A 19,620-nucleotide genomic window follows, 5' to 3' on the forward strand; every position below is an offset into this window, starting at 1 on the left:
CGGTCGGAAGGGATGCGATAGCGCAGTCCTGACCGTTCCTGGATGAAGCCCGACGATGATCGCGTCCGGATGCGTTCGCGCGGTCTCGATGGCCAATGTGCGGAGGATCTGGTTCAGGGCCGCCTTAGACGCCCGATACGCGTACCAGCCACCCAGTCGGTTGTCTTCGATGGAGCCGACCCGCGCCGACAAGGCGGCGAAGAGACTTCGACCGGATCGAGGCATCAGTGGCAGGAAGTGCTTGGCCACGAGCGCCGGTCCGATGGTGTTGACCGTGAAGACGGCGGCCATCGCAGCCGGGTCCAGCGCGCGGATCGCCTTCTCGGGCTTGATACCCGGCCCGTGGAGGATCCCGCTCGCGACGACGATGAGTCCTATGGGACCCGCAGCCTCGATGGCCTGGGCAGCAGCGGCGACGGATGCTTCGTCGGTGATGTCGATGGTCGCGGAGCGTATCGGTAAGGGCGCGCACACGCCCGAGCGCGACAACGCGAAGACCGTTTCATAGGCGTCTGCGTCTGCGATGGCTCGGGCAACGGCGCAACCGATCCCGCCGGACGCGCCAATAACGACCGCGTTCGTCATGAAAATCAGGTCTGGTCGATCGGGAGGTCCGGACCCTGGTCGATCGGTTCTCCGTCGAACCCTTCCACCCAGGCTATCCGCTCAAGCGACTCCAACGGATATGGGCAGGCGTCCTTCGGTCGACCCGATGCCCGCACGTTCGCACCTTCCACAGCCAATTCGTGCCGCCGCTTAGGATCCAGGTCGTTCGCCATTCCGCGCTCCTCATCCTTCCGGCCGATGCTGCTCCGGACAGAGAACCCGAACCCGGACGGGCCCGTTCAGATCATTCGTTCGAGGACGTCGTCGCGCTTCGCGCGGCGGTTAACGAACGCCATGGTCACGTGGCCAAGAATGCTCCCGAGGAGGAGGAAGCCGAGCCAGTAGTGCAGGAGGTCGCCCGGCACCATCATCCACTCGATCTTGTAGCCTCGGGTCGCCATCAGTTCGACGCCGAACGGCGAGAATCCCTTCCCCGATCCGTACTGCCTCAACAGTGCCAGAGAGGGCACGACGACCATCAGAGCATAGAGAAGGAAGTGACCAGTGACAGCTGCGCGGCCAAGGCGTCCGGCATGCGCCGGCCTCCTTTTCAGGTTCATCAAGCCCCAGACTCCACGGAGCAGGACCAGAACGAACAGCACGAAGCCCATCGTAGAGTGGCTTCCCCCGACGAGGCGCGTGATCGCCTTGTCGCCGATGCTGACGAACAGCACCGCGCCTGCGAACTGCCAGCCGAAGAACGCCGCCATGCACCAGTGGAAACCGCGGCTGATGCGACCGTAGCGCTGCGGAGTGTCGAGCCAACCCGATCCCATCTTCTCACTCATGCTGTGTCGGTTGCTCCGCAGGTCGACTACAGCGATCGAGCGTCCACACGCGGTGAGGAACCCGCGCCATCGGGCGCGGTTCTCGCGCGTGTCGAACAGAGTTTGAGAACATAGGTTTGCGACGTGAAACGCGGTAGTTGCGACCGTCCCAGGCCCTCGCATCGTTGAAGGCCCTTAGTGAAGATCGCACTTCTCGCTCATCTCAAGCACCCGATCGCGCAGCCCTTCGCTGGCGGCCTGGAGATGCAGACGCATCTGCTGGCACGAGGTCTCCGAGAACGTGGCCACGATGTGGTTCTGTTCGCCTCGCAGGGGTCCGACCCCGCGCTCGAACCTCGAACCGTTTGCGCCGCGACTGGTGAAGCCTTCAACGATCCCGTCCGCGCGCTCGAAGTCGACGCCATCGAATTCGCTGCCTACTCGAACATTCTTGAAGCCGTAGCTGAGGGCGACTTCGATCTCGTGCACAACAACAGTCTGCACGACCTCCCGCTCCGCGCCGTCCGGAACCTCCGGGCGCCCATGCTCACGGTGCTCCACACACCGCCGTTCCCGTCGCTTGTGGCGGGCGTCGAGGCGGCGGGCACGGACATGACCTATGCCGTCGTCTCAATGACGCTCGCGCAGGATTGGCAACTGCATGTGTCCGCTGCCCACATCGTCGGAAACGGCATCGACCTCTCGACTTTTCGCTTCGAAGCGGACGCTGCTCGGCCGTCTTATGCCTTCTGGAGCGGTCGGATCGTGCCGGAAAAGGGCCTGCATTTGGCGATCGACGCCGCCCGTCTCGCGGGGCTTCCCTTGGTCTTCGCCGGTCCGCGCAATGACGTCTGTTACTGGAACGCGGAGATCGCGCCCCGCGTCGGCTCAGACCTGACCGACCTTGGTCATCTACCGCATGCCGATCTGGCTCATCACCTCGGTCGGGCCTGCGTCGCACTGGTGACGCCGCGCTGGGAGGAGCCGTTCGGCCTCGTCGTTGCCGAGGCGGTCGCTTGTGGCACGCCAGTGGCAGCCTTTGCCCGAGGCGCTCTGCCAGATCTCGTGACGCCCTCCTGCGGACGCTGTGCACGTGCAGATGACGTCGAGGATCTCGCTCGCGCCATCCGCGAGGCTTGTCGGCTCGACCGATACTCCTGCCGGTCCTACGGTGAGGCGATGTTCGATGCCGGGACCATGATCGACACTTACGAGGCCCTGTACCGCACGATTTTTGCCACCCCGAGCAGAGTCGCCGCAGAGCCCGGCCAAGCGCTCGACGCGGCCGCGGTCTGAGCGAATGGCCAGTTCCGGCGGCCCGGCGGTGGTGTGCGTGCCGGCTCGGGACGAAGTTGAGCGGCTGCCCCGCTTGATCCGGTCGCTCGCAGCACAGGACGGATATTCGAAGGCGAATCGTCTCCGCGTCGTGGTTGTGGCCAACAATTGCAGCGATGGAACGGTCCAGGCCGTCGAGACGATGATCGCCCGCGACGAGACGGCCTGCCTCGCGGTGCGCTTGATCGAGACCACCTTCGCTCCAGTGTCAGCCCATGTCGGCACCGCACGCCGCCTCGCCCTCGACACCGGCGCGGATTGGCTCGTTGCGGACGGATGTGCAGACGGTGTTCTGCTTACGTCGGACGCCGACGCGTGGCTGCCTCCGACCTGGGTCGCTGCCAACCTGAGCGCGCTGGCCGAGGCCGAGATCGTTGGCGGCCGCCTGGTCATTGCCTACGAACGCGAGCCGCACCCGACTGTCGCTGGCCTGAACGACCGGATCGAGCGCTACTGGCGGGCGGTGCGTGCTCTCGAAGACCAGCTAGATCCGCCGGCGTACGACCCTGCGCCGCGCCATGGCGATCATACCGGAGCGAGCCTCGCCATGCGGGCCGATTTCTATCGGGCCGTCGGGGGCCTGCCGCCCCTCGACCGAGGCGAGGACAACGCGCTGGTTGCTCGCGTGCAGGAGCGAGGCGGCCGGTTGCGGCATTGTCCGGACGTCTTCGTTAGGGTGTCGGACCGAGCAGAGGGCCGCGCCAAGGGCGGCATGGCACCGGAGATGGCCCGACGTCGCCTCGTGGCGAGCGGTGGCGATCCCTATCTGCTCCCCACCGCAGAACATTGGCACGGGCTCGTTCTGCGCCGCGCTGCCCTCCGGCGATGCTGGCCAGCGGCTACGACTGCGTCCGGATGGTCGGAGGTCGCCCGGCAGTTCGAACTGAGCGACGAGGACCACGCCGCCATCTCTCCCGCCTCTTGCACGAATGCCATTGCCTTCGTCGAGCGCGTCAGCCGGCGGCTTGAAGCACGCGCCGCCAAGCCGCTGCTTCAGGATCTTGATGCGGCGCTGGCCGGCTTTAGCAGGCTGCTCGGGGCGGCGCCGTGACCCGTCCGATCGGCATCTACGTCCATCACCAGGGAGCCGGGCATTGGCAGCGCGCCTGTCGAATCGCGACCGCCCTGGACAGGCCCGTAACGCTGCTCGGTACCTTCAACGAACTGGATACGATGGAGGCGCGCGTTCCACTCGTTGATCTGCCGGACGATCGTATCGTCGGCTTCGATGGGGATGACGGAGAGGCCGAACGTCCGGAGGCTCTCCACTACGCGCCGCTCGGCCATCCCGGCATACGAGAGCGTATGGCGAGGATCGCGGCCTGGATCGCAAAGGCCGACCCGGTTCTGGTGATCGTCGATGTCTCGGTCGAGGTCGCCCTGCTGTGTCGTCTCCTGTCCGTGCCAACCGTGGTTCTGCGCCTTGCCGGTACGCGGACCGATCCACCTCATCTCGAGGCATTTCGGGCTGCGACCCGTCTGATCGTACCCTATCCCGCCGCCCTCGATGCCGCCGACGTGCCGGAATGGGTCAGCGCCAAGTCCTTCTTCTCGGGCTTTCTCGGGTCGTCTCCGGTCACGAAGGGCGCGGAAGATGGCCGCATCGTCGTCGTGTTCGGACAGGGCGGCCGCGGTGGCTGCATCGCGGATCTCGCCGATGCTTCGCGGGCCGTTCCCGATCGGGCGTGGCATGTCCTGGGGCCTGTTGTGGGCTTAGCTGACGGTACCCCGGTGCCGGCAAATCTGCATCTTCATGGCTGGGTCGAGGACGTCGACGCGAATCTGTCGCAGGCCTCGTTTGTCGTGGGAGGAGCCGGCGACGGCGTCGTCGCGGCCGTCGTCGCAGCGTCCAAGCGGTTCGTCTGTCTGCCTGAGCCTCGCCCGTACGGCGAACAGGCCTCCAAGGCCGACGCGCTGGCGAGCCTCGGAGCGGCGATCGTTAATCACGGCTGGCCGAATGCCGCGGCGTGGCCGGAGCTCATCCGCCAGGCGATGGCCCTGGATGCGTCGCGGATCGCCAGTCTGGCCGATGCGGATTCGTTGGTACGGACCGTCGCGGAGATCGAGAGGATCGCTCGTGAGATCGAGGATCGGGGCCGCCCCCGCACTTAAGACGGAGCGCGCTTTAGAAAGGCCGATCTGGGTGCAATCGGGCCGCCGCAATCTCGTTTGGGGTCGGTGAGCGCAGAACCTCGAGGATGTCCTCTCGGTCCCAGGCGATCAGGCCGCGTTCGGCGAATGCTTCGAGCCAGCCCTCCATCGGCCAGATCTTGTGACGTGCTTGGAAGCGGAGAGCACTGCGGACGATGTCCGAGAAATGCTGGAGCGGCGGATCGCAGGACGGATGGTGCTGGTGCCACGCGTGCGGGCCTCCAGCGAAAAGCACTGAGACGCCGCTGGCCGCCGCTCTGAAGGCGAAGTCGGTATCCTCGGCCCCGTAGCCGTCGAACCCCTCGTCGAAGCCACCGAGACGATCGAAGGTCGCGGAGCGCACGGCAAAGGCGAGCGACCAGAACAGGCCGGGTTTCTCTGCCGGCACGACGCCGCGCTTCGGAAACCGACGCACCGGATGTGCATGACCGACCTGGTCGAGGCGTTCCGCCGCCCAGTCGTCGGCGACCGCATCCGCCGGCAGGTAGCGGACCTCGCAGCAGACGAGACCGTCATTCTCGGTCACTGCTTCATCGAAGCCAGCAACAAGATTGGCCGAGGGGATGCAGTCGACATCGAGGAAGACGAGCGTGTCGCCCGAAGCACCGGCGCGTCCCGCGTTGCGTGCGGCTGCAAGTGGCAGTCCTTCGCTCGGAAGGTCGATCCGGAGCACGGGAAAGCCGGTGGTGGGCACGGGACGTGTATCGTTGCCCATCTCGACTACGATGCACTCCGTCGGCGCAGGACCCCGCGAGAGTCCTTCCAGAAGCCTAAGAAGGTGCGCACGGCGCCCTTTGTTGATGGTGACGACGCTGACGGCACTCATGAGCTTGTCGCTTCAAAGCCGATCCTTCGAAGCACATCGAGGCGGTACCCGTCCTGACGCGATTGGTCTTCGAGCTTGGCGAAGGCGGAAGCTCTCTCGATAAAGCCGTCGGCTGCTTCGTCTCCCGAGAGCGGGTAGTCGGTCTCGCCGAGATAATGGACCAGCACGACATCACCGCCCGGGAGAAGCGAACCCTCGACGCGCTCGACCAACCGGGCGAGATCGGCACAGTCGAGGTAGTAGATCACCTCCGACAGCAGGATGAGATCGAAGTGGCCGTCCGGCCACTCGCCCGGCACGCTGGCGATCTGGAAGCGGACGTGATCGAGGGCGGCACATCGCGACTTGGCGCTCGCTAGCACGGCCGGCACGACGTCGAGCGCCGTGAGCTGCTGGCATCGACCTGCCAGCTGTCGCGTCAGGACGCCGATCGAGCAGCCGACCTCCAGCACGGATGCGTACCGGTCACGCGGCAGGCTTGCGAGCGTTGTCGCGTACTTCTCGCGCTCGTAGTCGCTCGTGGCGAAACGCCACGGGTCGGGATCGTCGGCATAGACCCCAGAGAAGTACTCGGGAGAGAGCGAAGTCGAGTGTCGGCTCATGCAGACATCTCGATGAAGGGTTCGTAGCAACCGCAGAGTCGGTCGATCATCGCGGGCTCCAGTCGGAAGCCTTCGGGATCGTCAGCGATGAGCGCCGTGGTCTGTGAGGCATGTCTCGCTACGGCCTGCCGCTTCGCCGCGATCGCTCCAGTCACGTCGAGGCGCACGCCACTGGGTGCGGTGCCGACATCGGCCTCCGCCGGCAGGGTATGACCCCAGACCGGATAGGCGAAGATACGCGCGCCGACGAGCCGGGGGCGGGCCAAGGCGACAATCGCGGCGGCCGCCTGGTGGTCGCAATGGGGATCGTGGCCCCAGGTCACGCAGACCGCGCCGGCTGCACAGGTGTGAGCCGCCTCGACGATCGATTCAGCGGCAGCTTCGGCTTGCGGGCCTTTGCTCGGTACCCTGGCGTCGGGCAGGCGCAAGAACCGCACGGTATCGGAGGGAAGGCCCAGTTCGGCTACCGCCGTCAGGGTCTCGACCTCGCGCAGAGCCCGAAGGCGTTCCGGCGGATAAAGGAGGGAATGTGTGTGAGAGCTGCAGCCGTCGCTCAACACCACCAGCCGCACGGGCCGGTTGGCCGCCGAGGCCAGCGCGATCAAGCCACCGCATCCGAGACTCTCATCGTCGGGATGCGGCGCGACGACGACGAGGCCGCCGGTGCCGACGATCGCATCGAGCGAAGCGACGGGTAATTGATCCAGGGCTGCGAAGAAGGCGTCGGCGCGCATGCCCTCAGAGTTTCTGCCAGAGTGCGTGGAAGGCTCTCGGCGCATCGAGGACGTAGCCGGCCGCGGAGGCCAAGGCGTGGTCGGGCGCCGGCTGACGCAGATAGGTGGCGAGATCGCGAATGCGTTGTTCCAGCGGATGTGTCTCGAGGAAGCCCGACAGACCGACGGAGCGCTGAGCCAGCTCGATCACGTCTAGCCCGCACCGCTCGACGGCGCCTCGCGCGAGGTTGACGTAGGCGATGGCGGCCTCCGGATCGGCCTCCGCCACTGCGGCAGTTTCCGCCGCCCGCGCGACGAAAAGCCGTGCTGTCTCGACTCGCGTCGCCGCCTCGCCGAGCCGCGCGCGCTGGTGGGGATCGCCGCCGCGGCCTGTGTTCACGAGATGGGTGCGAAGCGCCTCGAACACGGCTGCGATCCCACCGCACTGCACGGCGAGAAAGCGCCAGGCGCCGCATGAGAAGAACGGCTGGCGCAGGTAGTCGTCGGGCTCGCCGACCACCGCCCCGACATCGAGCTGTAACCCGGAGAAATCCACGGTGCCGGTTGCGGTGGCCCGCATCCCTTGGGCCCGCCAAGATTTCGTCTCGGCGCGTACGCCCGGTTCGAGCGGCACGATCAACATCAGGCGCCGCCCGTCCTCGATACGCGCCGTTACCAGCGGTCGGGTGACATGACCCGCGCCCGAGGCGAAGCATTTGGAGTCGGCGAGTTCCAGGACTCCGCCATGCCGTGTCATCGACAGGCCGCCTGTAGCAGGCTCGGTGTTCCAGACGCCAAAGAGGTGCCCAGCCTTCGCGTCGGCAGACACCTGTCTTCGCGTTTCCGCGTTTCCGTATCGCAGCGCGAGGGCCAGCGCATTCACATGGCCCTCGTAGAGCCGTCCCAGGACGAGGCTGCTGCGTCCGACGAGGTAGAGCACGTCGCGCAAAGCTGCGGTCTCGCTCGCCTCGCAGAGGTCGGATCCACCGAGCTCCACGGGTAGCGGAGCCGTCAGGAGCCCGCGCTCGCGGAAGTGCTCGAACGCCTTCGTGGGGAAGGCGTCGTGGCAATCGAGACCTTCGTCGAGCGTCGCCGCAGCGGCGACGACGACCTCGGTGTTGGCGAGGAGGGATGACGCCGTCGTCGGCACCGGGTCCGGGAAAGCAAGCATCGTCGGAAATGGATCTCCCTGCCGGCCGAGGCAGCTCGGCTTCGCGGGAGAACGCGGCGCGAGCCATGTATTGTTCCGCTCAGAGCCCCCCTGCGGCGGCCTGTCAGACTAAAACTCGTCCAATCCGAAACTAGCTGGCCGTCGGAAGGTTTGCGGATCGAAGCCAGCGAGGACACCCATGAGCGACAGCACCGACCGCATCACCGGCCATGGTGGCGAGACGCATCAAAGGACCGATGCCGACCACCCGGTCCTGACGACCAACCACGGCGTTCCGGTCAGCGACAACCAGAACCAGCTCAAGGCGGGCCAACGCGGTCCTGTCCTGCTCGAGGACGAGGTCTATCGCGAGAAGATCAACCACTTCGACCACGAGCGCATCCCGGAACGCATCGTGCACGCCCGCGGCACTGGCGCCCACGGCTACTTCGAGTGCACCCAGTCGCTGTCCGACATCACACGGGCGGATCTCTTCCAGAAGAAGGGTCAGCGGACCGATGTCTTCGTCCGGTTCTCGACCGTTGCCGGCGGTGCGGGATCCGTCGACAATCCGCGCGACGTGCGCGGGTTCGCGGTCAAGTTCTACACCCGGGAGGGCAACTGGGATCTCGTCGGCAACAACATTCCGATCTTCTTCATCCAGGACGCGATCAAGTTCCCCGACTTGATCCATGCGGCGAAGATGGAAGCCGATCGCGGCTATCCGCAGGCCGCGACAGCGCACGACACCTTCTGGGACTTCATCAGCCTGATGCCCGAGACGACCCACATGGCCATGTGGATCATGTCTGACCGCACTTTGCCGCGCAGCTTCGCGACGATGGAGGGGTTCGGGATCCACACATTCCGCTTCGTGAACGGCGAGGGCAAATCCACCTTCGTCAAGTTCCACTGGAAGCCGAAGGCCGGCCTGGCGTCGACCATCTGGGACGAGACCGTGAAGGTCGCGGGCGCGGATCCTGACTTCCAGCGGCGCGACCTGTTCGAGCGGATCGGACGCGGCGACTTTCCCGAGTGGGAACTCGGCGTGCAGCTCTTCGACGAAGAGTTCGCCAACAGCCAGCCCTACGACGTGCTCGACGCGACGAAAATCATCCCGGAGGAGGTGCTTCCGGTCCGGATTGTCGGGAAGCTCGTTCTCGATCGATACCCTGACAACTTCTTCGCCGAAACCGAGCAGGTTGCGTTCTGCCCGAGCCACATCGTGCCGGGGATCGACCACTCGAACGATCCGCTCCTGCAGGGAAGGCTGTTCTCCTACCAGGACACGCAGATCAAGCGGCTCGGCACCACGAACTGGCACCAGCTTCCCATCAACCAGGCCAAGGGGCGAGAGGGTGGCTGCCCATATCTGAACATGCAGCGCGACGGGCACATGCAGATGCAGTTGCCTAAGGGGCGCGCCAACTATGAACCGAACAGCCTGCATCTCGCCGGCGAGATCGGCGGCCCGCGGGAGGATCCAGAGAACGGGTTCAAGACGTTTCCATCCGAAGAACAGGGGCAGAAGCTGCGCATTCGCCCGGAAAGCTTTGCGGACCACTACAGCCAGGCGAGACTATTCTGGCGGTCGATGGATCCGGCCGAGCAGGCGCACATCGCATCGGCGTTCGTGTTCGAGTTGAGCAAGGTTTCTCTGGAGCATGTTCGCCTCGCGACGATGGCCAATCTGCGCAACGTCGATGAAGCCCTCGCCAAGAGGGTCGCCGACGGCTTGGCGATGGATCTGCCCGATGCGTCGCCGACCAGCGCGCCTGTGATCGACATGGAGCCCTCGCCGGCGTTGCGGGTCGTTCGTGGCCCTTTGGAGAAACATACCTTGGAAGGCCGTACGGTCGGGATCCTTCTGGCGGACGGCAGTGATGCGGGAGACCTGCAGAAGCTCAGGGATGCCGTCAAAAAGGCCGGCGGTCGTTCGATCACGATCGCGCCGAAGGTCGGCGCAGTCCCGCTATCGGATGGCACGAAGCTCAAGGCCGATGCGCAGTTGTTCGGTCAGCCTTCAGTGACCGTCGATGCCTGCGCCGTTCTCCTCGCGGAAGAGGCATGTGCGAAGCTGGTTAAGGAAGGCGCGGCCGTACAGTGGGTCATGGACGCGTTCGGCCATCTCAAGGCCATCGGTCACAATCCGGGAGCCCAGGCGCTTCTCGACAAGGCCGGCGTCGAGCCGGACGATGGTGTGGTCGAACTCGGCGCTTTCGTGAAGGCTGCGACGAAGCGTTATTGGGACCGCGAGCCAAAGGTCCGGACGCTCGCCTAAACTCGAAACATCGGGGCGAACGGCTTCTTGAGGAGAGGGTCGTTCGCCCCAAGGCCTTGCCGTCTTTGCCGGCGGCAGCATCATGATCGGGCGAGATTTCTAAGGTGGTGGACGTCACGGAGGCCGCAGCCGCTGAAGGGTCGCATCTTCAATCCGCGTTCTTCCAACGTAGACGTCAGCTCAGCGCAGTCGGCTCCGAGATCGTCTGACACGACAGCTAAGACCGGCGTTTCTTCTTCAAGCCAAGCGGAGGCATTCGCGCAGTCCGAGAAGCCGAGTGGATCGTAGCCGCTCGCGATGAGCTTGTTGCAAGCGCTCGCTCGCTCCACGTCGGAATTGGCGACCACCATCGCGATTTGCCGAGGACGTCGAGCAAGCATCACGCGGCCTTCTTGGTCTTGCGCGCGGCGGTCTTGCGGGCGGTGCTGCCGCCGGAGGAGCGGGCCGTGCCCTTGCCGGTGGCTTTCCGGCTCTCGGATTTCGGCGTCTCCGACTTCTCGGAGGCGATGCTGCGCTTTAGGGCCTCCATCAAGTTCACGACGTTGCCGGAGGCCTTGGCGCCCGAGGCTTTTGCGCCCTTGCTACCCTTGGCGGGCTTGGCGGCCTTGCCATTCACCAGCGCGACCAGCGCGCCTTCGTAGCGGTCCTCGAAGGTCTTGGGGTCGAACTTGCGGGCGGCGCGGTCGATCAGCTCCTCGGCGAGCGATCGCATCTCGTCGGTCGGCTTGCCGTCCGGCATGTCCTCGAAATAGGCCGTCGGAGAGCGGATCTCGTCATGGTAGCGCAGCAGGGTGGCGAGCAAGCCTTTGCCGTACGGTTCGAGCAGGACGACCCGCTCGCGCTTGTAGAGCACCACGCGGCCGAGGCCGGCCATGCTCTTCTTCTTCATCGCGTCGCGGATGACCGCGAAGGCCTCTCGCGAGACCTTGTCCTCGGCGGCGAGGTAATATGGCCGGTCGAGATAGCGCTCGTCGACCTCGCTACGACGGCAGAACGCCTCGATGTTGATAGTGTGCGTGCTCTCGAGCGCGATCTCGTCGAGCTCGTCGCCCTCGATCGGCACCAGCTCGTCCTTGGCGACCTCGCAGCCCTTGATCTGGTCCTCCCGGTCGACCGGCTCCTCGGTCACCGAGTCCACGATTAGCTGCTTGATGCGGTTGCCCGTCTCGCGATTAATGGTGTGGCACTTGAGATGAGACGAGGTGCTCACGGCCGGATACAGTCCGACGGAGCAGGAAACCAGGGAGAGGCGAAGATGACCTTTCCAGTTGGCGCGGGCAGCCACGGCTCTCTCCAGTCTATCCGTAAGTCTAGATCTAGGCCGCGGCGATCGTCTTGAATCTCCGGGCGATTCCGCGACTCAACAGGAGTCTCTCTCGACTCGTTCCGTAGGACTTGATCCTGTGGATAACTTGGGATCGACTTGGTCGATATGCGTCTCGGCGGCCGTTGGTTGGAACGGCGCGGGGCGGTCTGCAGTTGCTCTGCTGGGATGGACAAGCTCCTCGAACCCTACCGCGCCAAACGTGATTTCACGCTCTCGTCCGAGCCGAGCGGCCGGGGCCGCCGTCGCGCCCGCAAGGGCCGGTTCGTGGTGCATAAGCACGACGCAAGGCGCCTCCACTACGACCTGAGGCTGGAGGTCGACGGCGTTCTCAAGAGCTGGGCGGTGACGCGGGGACCGAGCTTGGTGCCCTCCGACAAGCGCCTCGCCGTCGAGACCGAGGACCACCCGATCGAATACCTGCGCTGGGAAGGGACGATCCCCAAGGGCCAGTATGGCGGGGGTAGCATGATCGTCTGGGACACCGGCACCTGGATGCCGGTCGGCGACGTCGCGGCGGCCCTCGCGAAGGGGCACCTGGAATTCGCCCTCGACGGCGAGCGCCTCAAGGGATGCTGGCATCTCGTGCGGATGAAAGGCCGCGGCGGCGACAAGAAGCGGCCCTGGCTGTTGATGAAGGTCGAGGACGAGTACGCCCGCGCCAAGGGCGACGGCGACATCCTCGAAGAGCAGGAGATTTCCGTGCAGTCGGGCCGCACCAATGCCGAACTGGCAGCGAGCGGCGCGCTGAGGGCGGACCACAAGAGCCGCGCACGTGTTGCCAAGTCAGCCAAGGCGCCGGCGGCGAAATCTTCTGCGGGGAAGAAGGGTATCCTTCCACCCTTCGTCGAGCCGGCGCTCGCGAGCCTCGCCCCGGCGGCGCCGAGTGGCCCGGATTGGCTCTTCGAGATCAAGCATGACGGCTACCGCATCCAGGCGCGCATCGATGGAGGCAAGGTGCGGCTGCTGACCCGCTCCGGGCTCGATTGGACCGCGAAGTTCAAGCCGGTCGCCCAGGCCCTAAAGGCGCTGAAGCTGCCCTCCGCCCTGATCGACGGCGAGATTGTCATCGAGACCGCCAGCGGCGTGTCGAGCTTTTCGGCCCTCCAGAATGCCCTGATGACCGGCGAGATCGACTCGGCGATTTTTTATGCCTTCGACCTACTCTACCTCGACGGCCGGGATCTGCGCGACCTGCCGCTCGTCGAGCGCAAGGATCTGCTGCAGCAGGCGCTCGACGATGTCGGCCCAGACAGCCGCATCCGCTTCAGCGAGCACCTCACCAAGGACGGCCCGGCCATGGCGCGGCATGCCTGCCAGCTCGGGCTGGAGGGGATCATCGCCAAGCGGGCGAGCGCGCCGTACCGCTCCGGCCGCAGCGATCACTGGCGCAAGGTGAAATGCACCTCGTCGCAGGAATTCGTAATCGGCGGCTATATGCCCTCGACCTCGGCGCCGCGCGCGGTCGGCTCTCTGATCCTCGGGATCCACGAGGGAGAAAAGTTCGTCCATGTCGGGCGCGTCGGCACCGGCTTCACGAATACGGTGGCGCGGGACCTCTGGAACGCGCTCGATCCGTTGCGGATCGATGCGCCGCCCTTCTCGGACCCGCTGCCGCCGCTGGCCAGGCGACACGCCAAATGGGTCGAGCCCAAGCTGGTCTGCGAGGTGACCCTGCGAGCCTGGACCAGCGACGGCCAGCTTCGCCATGCCTCCTTCAAGACCCTGCGCCCCGATGCGACAGCGGAAGAGGTCGTCCGCATGACCGAGCCTAAGCGTGCCCGGACGTCCAAGGGTTCGGCCAGAAAAACCAAGGCCGCCCCCCTGAGCGAGGTGCGGCTGACGCATCCCGACCGGGTGCTGTGGGACGATGTCGGCCTGACCAAGCAGGGCCTGTTCGAGTTCTACGCCGAGATCGCCGACCACATCCTGCCGCACATCGTCGATCGGCCGCTGTCGCTGGTGCGGTGCCCGGACGGCCTCGGCTCCTGCTTCTACCAGAAGCACGGCTGGGCCGGCATGGATGCGGACCACCTGCATGTTGCCAAGGCCGGTGACGACAGCGTCGTCGTGGTGCACGACCGCGACGGCCTGCTCGCGCTGGTTCAGTCGAGCGTGCTGGAGATCCATCCTTGGGGCGCGACGCTGGACGATCCCGATAGACCGGACCGCCTGGTCTTCGACCTCGATCCCGGCGAGGGCGTCGGCTGGGCCGATCTCGTCGCTGGCGCCGAGACCGTCCGCGAGCGGCTCGATGGGCTCGGTCACGCCGCCTTCGTGAAGACTACCGGTGGCAAGGGGCTACACGTCGTGGTGCCGCTGGCGCAGAAGGCCGGCTGGGACGAGGCCAAGACGTTTTCCAAGCGCATCGCTACCGAGCTGGCCAAGGACGATCCGGACAGCTTCGTCGCGACCGTCTCCAAGCGCGCCCGGGAGGGCCGCATCTTCGTCGATTACCTGCGCAACCAGCGCGGCGCGACAGCGGTCTCGGTCTTTTCGACGCGCGCCCGGCCGGTTGCGCCGGTCTCGGTGCCGGTAGGCTGGGACGAGTTGCCGTCCCTCGGCTCGGGCAGCCGCTTCACGGTCGAAAATCTGTCGAGCCGGCTCAACGTCATCAAGCGTGATCCCTGGGCGACCCTCGCAAATGCGGCGAAGCCGTTGAAATAGTCGATAACCGAAGTCGAGCCGGCAATTGGCCGAAAGCGGAACTACCGGTTTCAAGGCCTCTGGTTTGGATAGCGGACATTGTCCGTTGAAACAGATTTGCAGAGGGCGTTGAGGCAGACGCTGCGCGGGGGGCGTTCCTCAAGGCGGCGCTCTGCTCCTTGCCGATCACGCCGTACTTTATGCCGTGATAGGCAACGAGTCCCGAATTGCGAAAAGTTCGGCTGGGGAGGCTTTCGGTGCTCGGCCATCGGTAGCCGTCCGGGCGCGCTCCTCTAGAATGGCCGTTCGAGTGGAAGGATGCATCGGTGAAGGATACGCCGAACAAGACTTGGCGCGTCGGCGTGCTGTTCTCGCGCAGCGGCGTCAGCGGTGTTACGGAGACCGAGCACTTCCTCGGCACCGCGCTCGCGATCGAGGAGATCAACCGCAGCGGTGGCATCCTCGGGCGGCAGATCGAACCGGTCTGCTACGATCCGGGCGGTGAGACGGACGCCTACCGCGTCCTCGCGCGACGGTTGCTCACGGAAGACGGCGTCGAAGTCGTGTTCGGATGCTCGCTATCCGCCAGCCGCAAGGCCGTCCTGCCGATCATCGAGCGGCATAACGCGCTCCTGTGGTATCCGTCGATCTACGAGGGGTTCGAATATTCTGAGAACGTCGTCTACACCGCTGCGACGCTCAACCAGAACGTCTTCGCCCTGGCCGACTTCCTGATCCAGGAATACGGGCCGCGGATCTTCATCGTCGGCTCCGACTACATCTATCCACGCGAATCCAATCGTGTGATGCGCGACCTGATCGAGGCGAAGGGTGGCGTGATCGTCGGCGAGCTCTATGCGCCGCTCGATGGCGACCAGGATGCCCACGACCGGCTGATCGAGGAGATCGCACGCGCCGCGCCGGACGGGGTCTTCTCCACTGTGGTCGGCCGCGGGGCCGAGCGGCTCTACGACAGCTACGCCGCGGCCGGTTTCGACCGGTCCCGCCGGCCGATCGCCAGCCTCACCATGTCGGAAGGGCAGATCCGGAAGATCGGGCCGGAGAAATGTGACGGCCACGTCCTCGCCGCGCATTATTTCCAGGCGCTCGACGGCGACGACAATGCGCGTTTCGTGTCGGCCTTCCGGGAACGGTTTGGGCCGGAACAGGTCACGAGCATGTGGTCGGAGACGGCCTACGCCCAGGTCCATCTCTTCGGCCTCGCGCTCGCCCGCGCGGGCGTGCTCGATGCCGAGCCGCTGGGTCGGTCCGTGATGCGGCAGCGCTTCGATGCGCCGGAAGGCGAGCTGGGCTTCGACGCCGAGAACCGACACGCCTGGCTCACGCCCGGCATCGGGATTGCTCGGAGAGACGGGCAGTTCGACATCGTCTGGCGGGCGCGACGCCCGGTGCGGCCCGATCCCTATCTGGCCTCGTCGCGGTTCGAAACAAACTGGCTCGAAGAAGGCATTCGTCGTTGAGCGGAAAGCCCCGCAAGATGCTCGACGATCTGCGCAGGGCCCGCGCCCTCGTCGTTCATCCGCGTGACGAGGAAGGCTCGGCGTTGGTGGATCAGCTTCGCCGGCTCGGTTGCGAGGTTTCGATCGCGTGGCCGCCGCCGGCGACGCTGCCTCCGGAGATCGACACGCTTTTCGTCCAGCTCGACGATCTCGACGTCACGCATCTGGTCGGGGCGATCGAGGAAATCCGTCCCGCCGTGATCGCGATCGTGACCTACGAGAGTCCGACCTCGCTCAACGCCCTCGTCGACTTCAACGCGCATGCGGTGCTGAACAAGCCGCTCAGGCCGCGCGGGGTGCTCAGCCAGTTCGCTTTAGCGTGGTACCGGCGTGGCTACGAGAACCGGCTCGCCAACAAGATCGAGAAGCTCGAGGAGACCATGAAGGGGCGCCGGACGGTTGAAAAGGCTGTGCGCGTCATCACCGAGCTCAACGGGCTCGACGAGGAGGCCGCCTATCGCCTGTTGCGCGATCGCGCCACGGGCGCTCGCATGACTCTGACGACCGTGGCGGAAAGCGTCGTCTCCGCGCATGAGGCGATGAGCGGCCTCGGCCTGAGTATTTCATTGGCGAAGCGCCCATAACGCCGGCAATCGCTGGCGCGATTGTCGGCTTGCATCTCAGTCGACCGATGTTACTGTAAAGAGATAGGGCAGTGTTGCCCTGCAGCAGGATTGCTGCTCAACATCTTGGCTTTGAAGCCTCTGGATTGCGGACGATGTCCGCGGCCAGGGGCTTTTTTGCGTTTTGGAGCTGTCATGGTCCAAGCGAACGATCCCGCTCGCCCGCGATTACAGGTGTCCTGTATTCAGTTCGAGCCGATTTTCGGCGACGTGGCCGGAAATGTCTCGCGCTCCTGCGAGCTGATCCGCGCGGCGGCCGCGTCGGGAAGCAAGCTCGTTGTCCTGCCGGAACTTGCAAATACTGGTTATGTGTTCCAGTCGACCGACGAGGCGGCCGCCTTGGCAGAGGAGGTCCCCACGGGCCCAACCTCCGAGGCGTGGGGCGCGCTCGCTATCGAACTCGGGATCCACATCGTGGCCGGGATTACCGAGCGGGCCGGAGACGCGCTTTTCAATTCGGCTCTGCTAACCGGCCCGAACGGTCCTATCGGCGTCTACCGCAAGGCGCATCTATGGGACCGCGAGAACCTCTTCTTCCGGAAGGGCGATCTCGGCTTTCCTGTCTTCGAGACGTCGATCGGCAAGCTCGGCGTCGCCATTTGCTACGATGGCTGGTTCCCGGAGACGTTCCGGCAACTCGCGCTCGGAGGCGCCGAGATCGTCTGCGTCCCAACGAACTGGGTGCCGATGCCGGGCCAGCCCGAGGGCGAGGCGGCGATGGCGAACACGCTCCACCGGGCGGCGGCTCATTCGAACGGCATCTTCATCGCCTGCGCGGACCGCATCGGTGTCGAACGCAGCCAGCCCTTCGAGGGTCAGAGCCTCATCATCGGCCCCAAGGGCTGGACGATCGCGGGACCCGCAAGCCGCGACCGGCCGGAGACGGTCACCGCCAGCGTCGATCTCGGCGACGCCGCCCGCAAGGAGCTGAGCACGTTCAATTCGGTCCTCAGGGACCGTCGCGTCGACGTCTACGGCTAAGCGCCGAGCCGACCCCGTCAATTCCTCCATCGAGAGAGTGAACTCATGTCCACACGTCTTCTTTTCAGCGTCGCCGTCGCGCTTGCGGCTGGCGTCACCGTCGCCGCGGCGGAGGAAAAGCCGATCCTGATCGGGGTGCCGGTCGGTCTGTCCGGGGCGAACAGCGTCGTCGCGCCGTCGGTCGTGCAGTCCTCGGAACTCGCGGTCGAGGAGATCAACAAGGCCGGCGGCGTGCTCGGCCGCAAGCTCGCGCTCGAGATCGCCGACGACGGCTCGGGAGCGGCCGGCGCGCAGAAGGCCTTCGATTCGCTGATCTATGCGAAGAAGGTCGATGTGCTGATCTCGATGGAGACGAGCGCCGCGCGAAATGCCGGACTGCCGGCGATCACCAAGGGACGCAAGCCGTACGTCTATACCTCGTTCTACGAGGGCAAATCCTGCAACAAGAACATGTTTGTCGATGCCTGGGTGCCGGAGCAGCAGGTTCCGCCCGTCGTCGATGCCTTCAACAAGCACAAGGGCGCCAAGACCTATTTCCTCATTGGCAGCGACTATGCCTTCGGGCGCGGGATGCTGTCTTTCGCGCGGGGCTACATCGAGAAGACCGGCGGAAAAGTCGTCGGGGAAGAGTATCTGCCGATGGACGGCAGCGACTGGACGTCCATCATCTCGAAACTGAAGGAGGCCAAGCCCGATGCGCTCGTCACCTCGACGGCCGGCGGCGCGCCTAACGTCACTCTGACGAAGCAGCTGCGCGGCGCAGGCGTCTCGCTGCCCTTCGCCAATCTCGCCGTCGACGAAGGCACGGCCAAGAGCATGGGCAAGGACGCGGAGGGCGTATACCTGTCCGCCTCCTACGTGACCGGCATCGACAGCCCAGAGAACAAGGCCTTCCTCACCGCGATGAAGGCGAAGTTCGGCGAGGCCCTGCGCACGCCCAACGATCTCTCTGTTCCGCAATACGAGGCCATCTACCTCTACAAGGCCGCTGTCGAGAAAGCGGGGGGCACGGACACCGCGAAGGTGATCGAGGCGCTTCCGGGCGTCAGCTTCACCGGTCCGCGCGGCGTGATCACCATGAGCAAGCAGCACCACGCGCCGCTCACCATGTATCTCAGCCAGGTTCAGGCAGACGGCGCGGTCAACGTCGTTGGCACCTTCAAAAATGTCGATCCTGGCGATCAGTGCCCGAAGCTGAACTGATCCGTGCCGGCCCGCAATCGGGCCGGCCCTCATCGGACATCAGGAGGGTGTGATGCTGTTGATCCTCGACATCATGACCACGGCTGCGATCCTGTTCGTGGTCGCCATCGGACTACTCGCCATCTTCGGCGTGCTGAAGATCATCAACTTCGCCCATGGGGCGTGGCTCACGATCGGAGCCTATTGTGCGGTGGTCACGGCGCAACTCGGCTTCAATCCCTGGCTGGCCCTGCCACTCGCCTTTCTGGTCGGCGGCGCGCTCGGGGGGCTCGCCGAACTATTCATCATCCGCCCGCTCTACCGAAGGCCGCTCGACGCGATCCTCGCGACCTGGGGACTCGGCATCGTTATCGGACAGCTGATCACGCTCGGCTTCGGCCGCGACGTGCAGTTCACGCCCAATCTCCTATCGGGCACCGTTACCGTGCTCGGCACTGACTATTCGGCCTATCGGCTCGTGGCGCTCGCTGCGGCGCTCGTAATCGGCGTCGCCTTCGCGGCGACGATGGAGGGCACGCGGCTCGGCCTCTCGGCACGCGCGGTCATCATGAACGAGACGCTGGCGCGGGGCCTTGGCATCGACACGGCCCGCGTCAGGCTGATCACCTTCATGATCGGCGCGGGACTCGCGGCCCTCGCTGGCGTGCTGCTGACGCCGCTCACCAGCGTCGACCCCACCATGGGCGTCGGCTGGCTTATCGGCGCCTTCATGCTGGTCATGGTTGCGAACGGATCGCTCCTCGCGCTTGCCATCGCCTGCCTGCTCTTCGGGGCGGCTCAGGTCCTGATCAGCACCTTCGTCAGCCCGATCCTCGGAAGCATCGCGATCGCGATCCTCGCCGCACTCGTGCTGCGTGTCAGCCCGAAGGGATTTGCCCGTGCGTAACGATGC

18 protein-coding genes are annotated in these 19,620 nt (G+C 65.4%); 10 read left to right on the forward strand and 8 right to left on the reverse strand.

The features are described from left to right. From GGR33_RS24590 to GGR33_RS24600, 3 genes are all read right to left on the reverse strand, one after another. Nucleotides 1-585: SDR family NAD(P)-dependent oxidoreductase (locus tag GGR33_RS24590; protein WP_183513359.1), on the reverse strand; the 585-nt coding region annotated here is incomplete at its 3' end. Nucleotides 586-590: 5 nt separating this feature from the next. Then, on the reverse strand, nucleotides 591-779 hold the full coding sequence (locus tag GGR33_RS24595) for a ribosome modulation factor (protein WP_183513360.1): 189 nt from the start codon (nucleotides 777-779) through the stop codon (nucleotides 591-593). A 66-nt stretch (nucleotides 780-845) separates the two neighbouring features. Continuing rightward, nucleotides 846-1,394, reverse strand: coding sequence for a cytochrome b (locus GGR33_RS24600; RefSeq protein ID WP_183513361.1), 549 nt, complete (start codon nucleotides 1,392-1,394; stop codon nucleotides 846-848). 243 nt (nucleotides 1,395-1,637) lie between these two features. Between GGR33_RS24600 and GGR33_RS24605 the strand changes: the two genes are divergently transcribed. The 3 genes from GGR33_RS24605 to GGR33_RS24615 are packed head-to-tail and all read left to right on the forward strand — an operon-like array spanning nucleotide 1,638 to nucleotide 4,820. Continuing rightward, the gene (locus tag GGR33_RS24605; RefSeq protein WP_210302212.1) at nucleotides 1,638-2,669 is read left to right on the forward strand and encodes a glycosyltransferase; all 1,032 of its coding nucleotides are present in this window, start codon (nucleotides 1,638-1,640) and stop codon (nucleotides 2,667-2,669) included. Nucleotides 2,670-2,673: 4 nt separating this feature from the next. Next, complete coding sequence (locus tag GGR33_RS24610) at nucleotides 2,674-3,759, forward strand: glycosyltransferase family 2 protein (RefSeq protein WP_183513363.1); 1,086 nt, start codon at nucleotides 2,674-2,676, stop codon at nucleotides 3,757-3,759. After that, entirely contained in the window at nucleotides 3,756-4,820 is a 1,065-nt protein-coding gene (locus GGR33_RS24615; RefSeq protein ID WP_183513364.1) for a glycosyltransferase, read from the forward strand. The genes GGR33_RS24610 and GGR33_RS24615 overlap by 4 nt, the downstream gene beginning before the upstream one ends. Nucleotides 4,821-4,833: 13 nt before the next feature. On the opposite strand, the gene GGR33_RS24620 is transcribed toward GGR33_RS24615, so the two are convergent. The 4 genes from GGR33_RS24620 to GGR33_RS24635 are packed head-to-tail and all read right to left on the reverse strand — an operon-like array spanning nucleotide 4,834 to nucleotide 8,171. Further along, nucleotides 4,834-5,685, reverse strand: coding sequence for a glycosyltransferase family 2 protein (locus tag GGR33_RS24620; RefSeq protein ID WP_183513365.1), 852 nt, complete (start codon nucleotides 5,683-5,685; stop codon nucleotides 4,834-4,836). Continuing rightward, nucleotides 5,682-6,287 carry an SAM-dependent methyltransferase gene (locus GGR33_RS24625; RefSeq protein WP_183513366.1) on the reverse strand — a complete coding sequence of 202 codons (606 nt, stop codon included), beginning with the start codon at nucleotides 6,285-6,287 and terminating at the stop codon, nucleotides 5,682-5,684. Before GGR33_RS24625 ends, GGR33_RS24620 begins: the two co-directional genes overlap by 4 nt. Next, on the reverse strand, nucleotides 6,284-7,021 hold the full coding sequence (locus GGR33_RS24630) for a PIG-L deacetylase family protein (RefSeq protein WP_183513367.1): 738 nt from the start codon (nucleotides 7,019-7,021) through the stop codon (nucleotides 6,284-6,286). The genes GGR33_RS24625 and GGR33_RS24630 overlap by 4 nt, the downstream gene beginning before the upstream one ends. Before the next feature lie 4 nt (nucleotides 7,022-7,025). After that, nucleotides 7,026-8,171 (reverse strand): acyl-CoA dehydrogenase family protein, encoded by a 1,146-nt coding sequence (locus tag GGR33_RS24635; protein WP_183513368.1) that lies wholly within the window; start codon nucleotides 8,169-8,171, stop codon nucleotides 7,026-7,028. Nucleotides 8,172-8,349: 178 nt separating this feature from the next. Here GGR33_RS24635 and GGR33_RS24640 point away from each other — a divergent pair, with 178 nt between their 5' ends. After that, the gene (locus GGR33_RS24640; RefSeq protein WP_183513369.1) at nucleotides 8,350-10,431 is read left to right on the forward strand and encodes a catalase; all 2,082 of its coding nucleotides are present in this window, start codon (nucleotides 8,350-8,352) and stop codon (nucleotides 10,429-10,431) included. Nucleotides 10,432-10,810: 379 nt separating this feature from the next. Here GGR33_RS24640 and ku read toward each other — a convergent pair whose 3' ends face one another. Continuing rightward, entirely contained in the window at nucleotides 10,811-11,716 is a 906-nt protein-coding gene (ku, locus tag GGR33_RS24645) for a non-homologous end joining protein Ku (RefSeq protein ID WP_183513370.1), read from the reverse strand. A gap of 207 nt (nucleotides 11,717-11,923) precedes the next feature. Here ku and ligD point away from each other — a divergent pair, with 207 nt between their 5' ends. The 6 genes from ligD to GGR33_RS24675 all read left to right on the forward strand — a co-directional run bounded on the left by ligD (nucleotide 11,924) and on the right by GGR33_RS24675 (nucleotide 19,614). Next, nucleotides 11,924-14,422, forward strand: a complete 2,499-nt coding sequence (ligD, locus tag GGR33_RS24650; protein WP_183513371.1) for a DNA ligase D — start codon at nucleotides 11,924-11,926, stop codon at nucleotides 14,420-14,422. Nucleotides 14,423-14,727: 305 nt separating this feature from the next. Continuing rightward, entirely contained in the window at nucleotides 14,728-15,882 is a 1,155-nt protein-coding gene (locus tag GGR33_RS24655; RefSeq protein ID WP_183513372.1) for a transporter substrate-binding domain-containing protein, read from the forward strand. 17 nt (nucleotides 15,883-15,899) lie between these two features. Continuing rightward, nucleotides 15,900-16,505 carry an ANTAR domain-containing response regulator gene (locus GGR33_RS24660; protein ID WP_425488814.1) on the forward strand — a complete coding sequence of 202 codons (606 nt, stop codon included), beginning with the start codon at nucleotides 15,900-15,902 and terminating at the stop codon, nucleotides 16,503-16,505. A gap of 174 nt (nucleotides 16,506-16,679) precedes the next feature. Next, a complete protein-coding gene (locus tag GGR33_RS24665; RefSeq protein ID WP_183513374.1) occupies nucleotides 16,680-17,525 on the forward strand; it encodes a nitrilase family protein in 846 nt (281 codons plus the stop codon). A gap of 45 nt (nucleotides 17,526-17,570) precedes the next feature. Beyond that, complete coding sequence (locus tag GGR33_RS24670; RefSeq protein ID WP_183513375.1) at nucleotides 17,571-18,728, forward strand: substrate-binding protein; 1,158 nt, start codon at nucleotides 17,571-17,573, stop codon at nucleotides 18,726-18,728. Nucleotides 18,729-18,780: 52 nt separating this feature from the next. After that, a complete protein-coding gene (locus GGR33_RS24675; protein ID WP_183513376.1) occupies nucleotides 18,781-19,614 on the forward strand; it encodes a branched-chain amino acid ABC transporter permease in 834 nt (277 codons plus the stop codon). Nucleotides 19,615-19,620: the final 6 nt, after the last annotated feature.

This window comes from Methylobacterium brachythecii (assembly GCF_014196345.1).
Lineage (GTDB): Bacteria > Pseudomonadota > Alphaproteobacteria > Rhizobiales > Beijerinckiaceae > Methylobacterium > Methylobacterium brachythecii.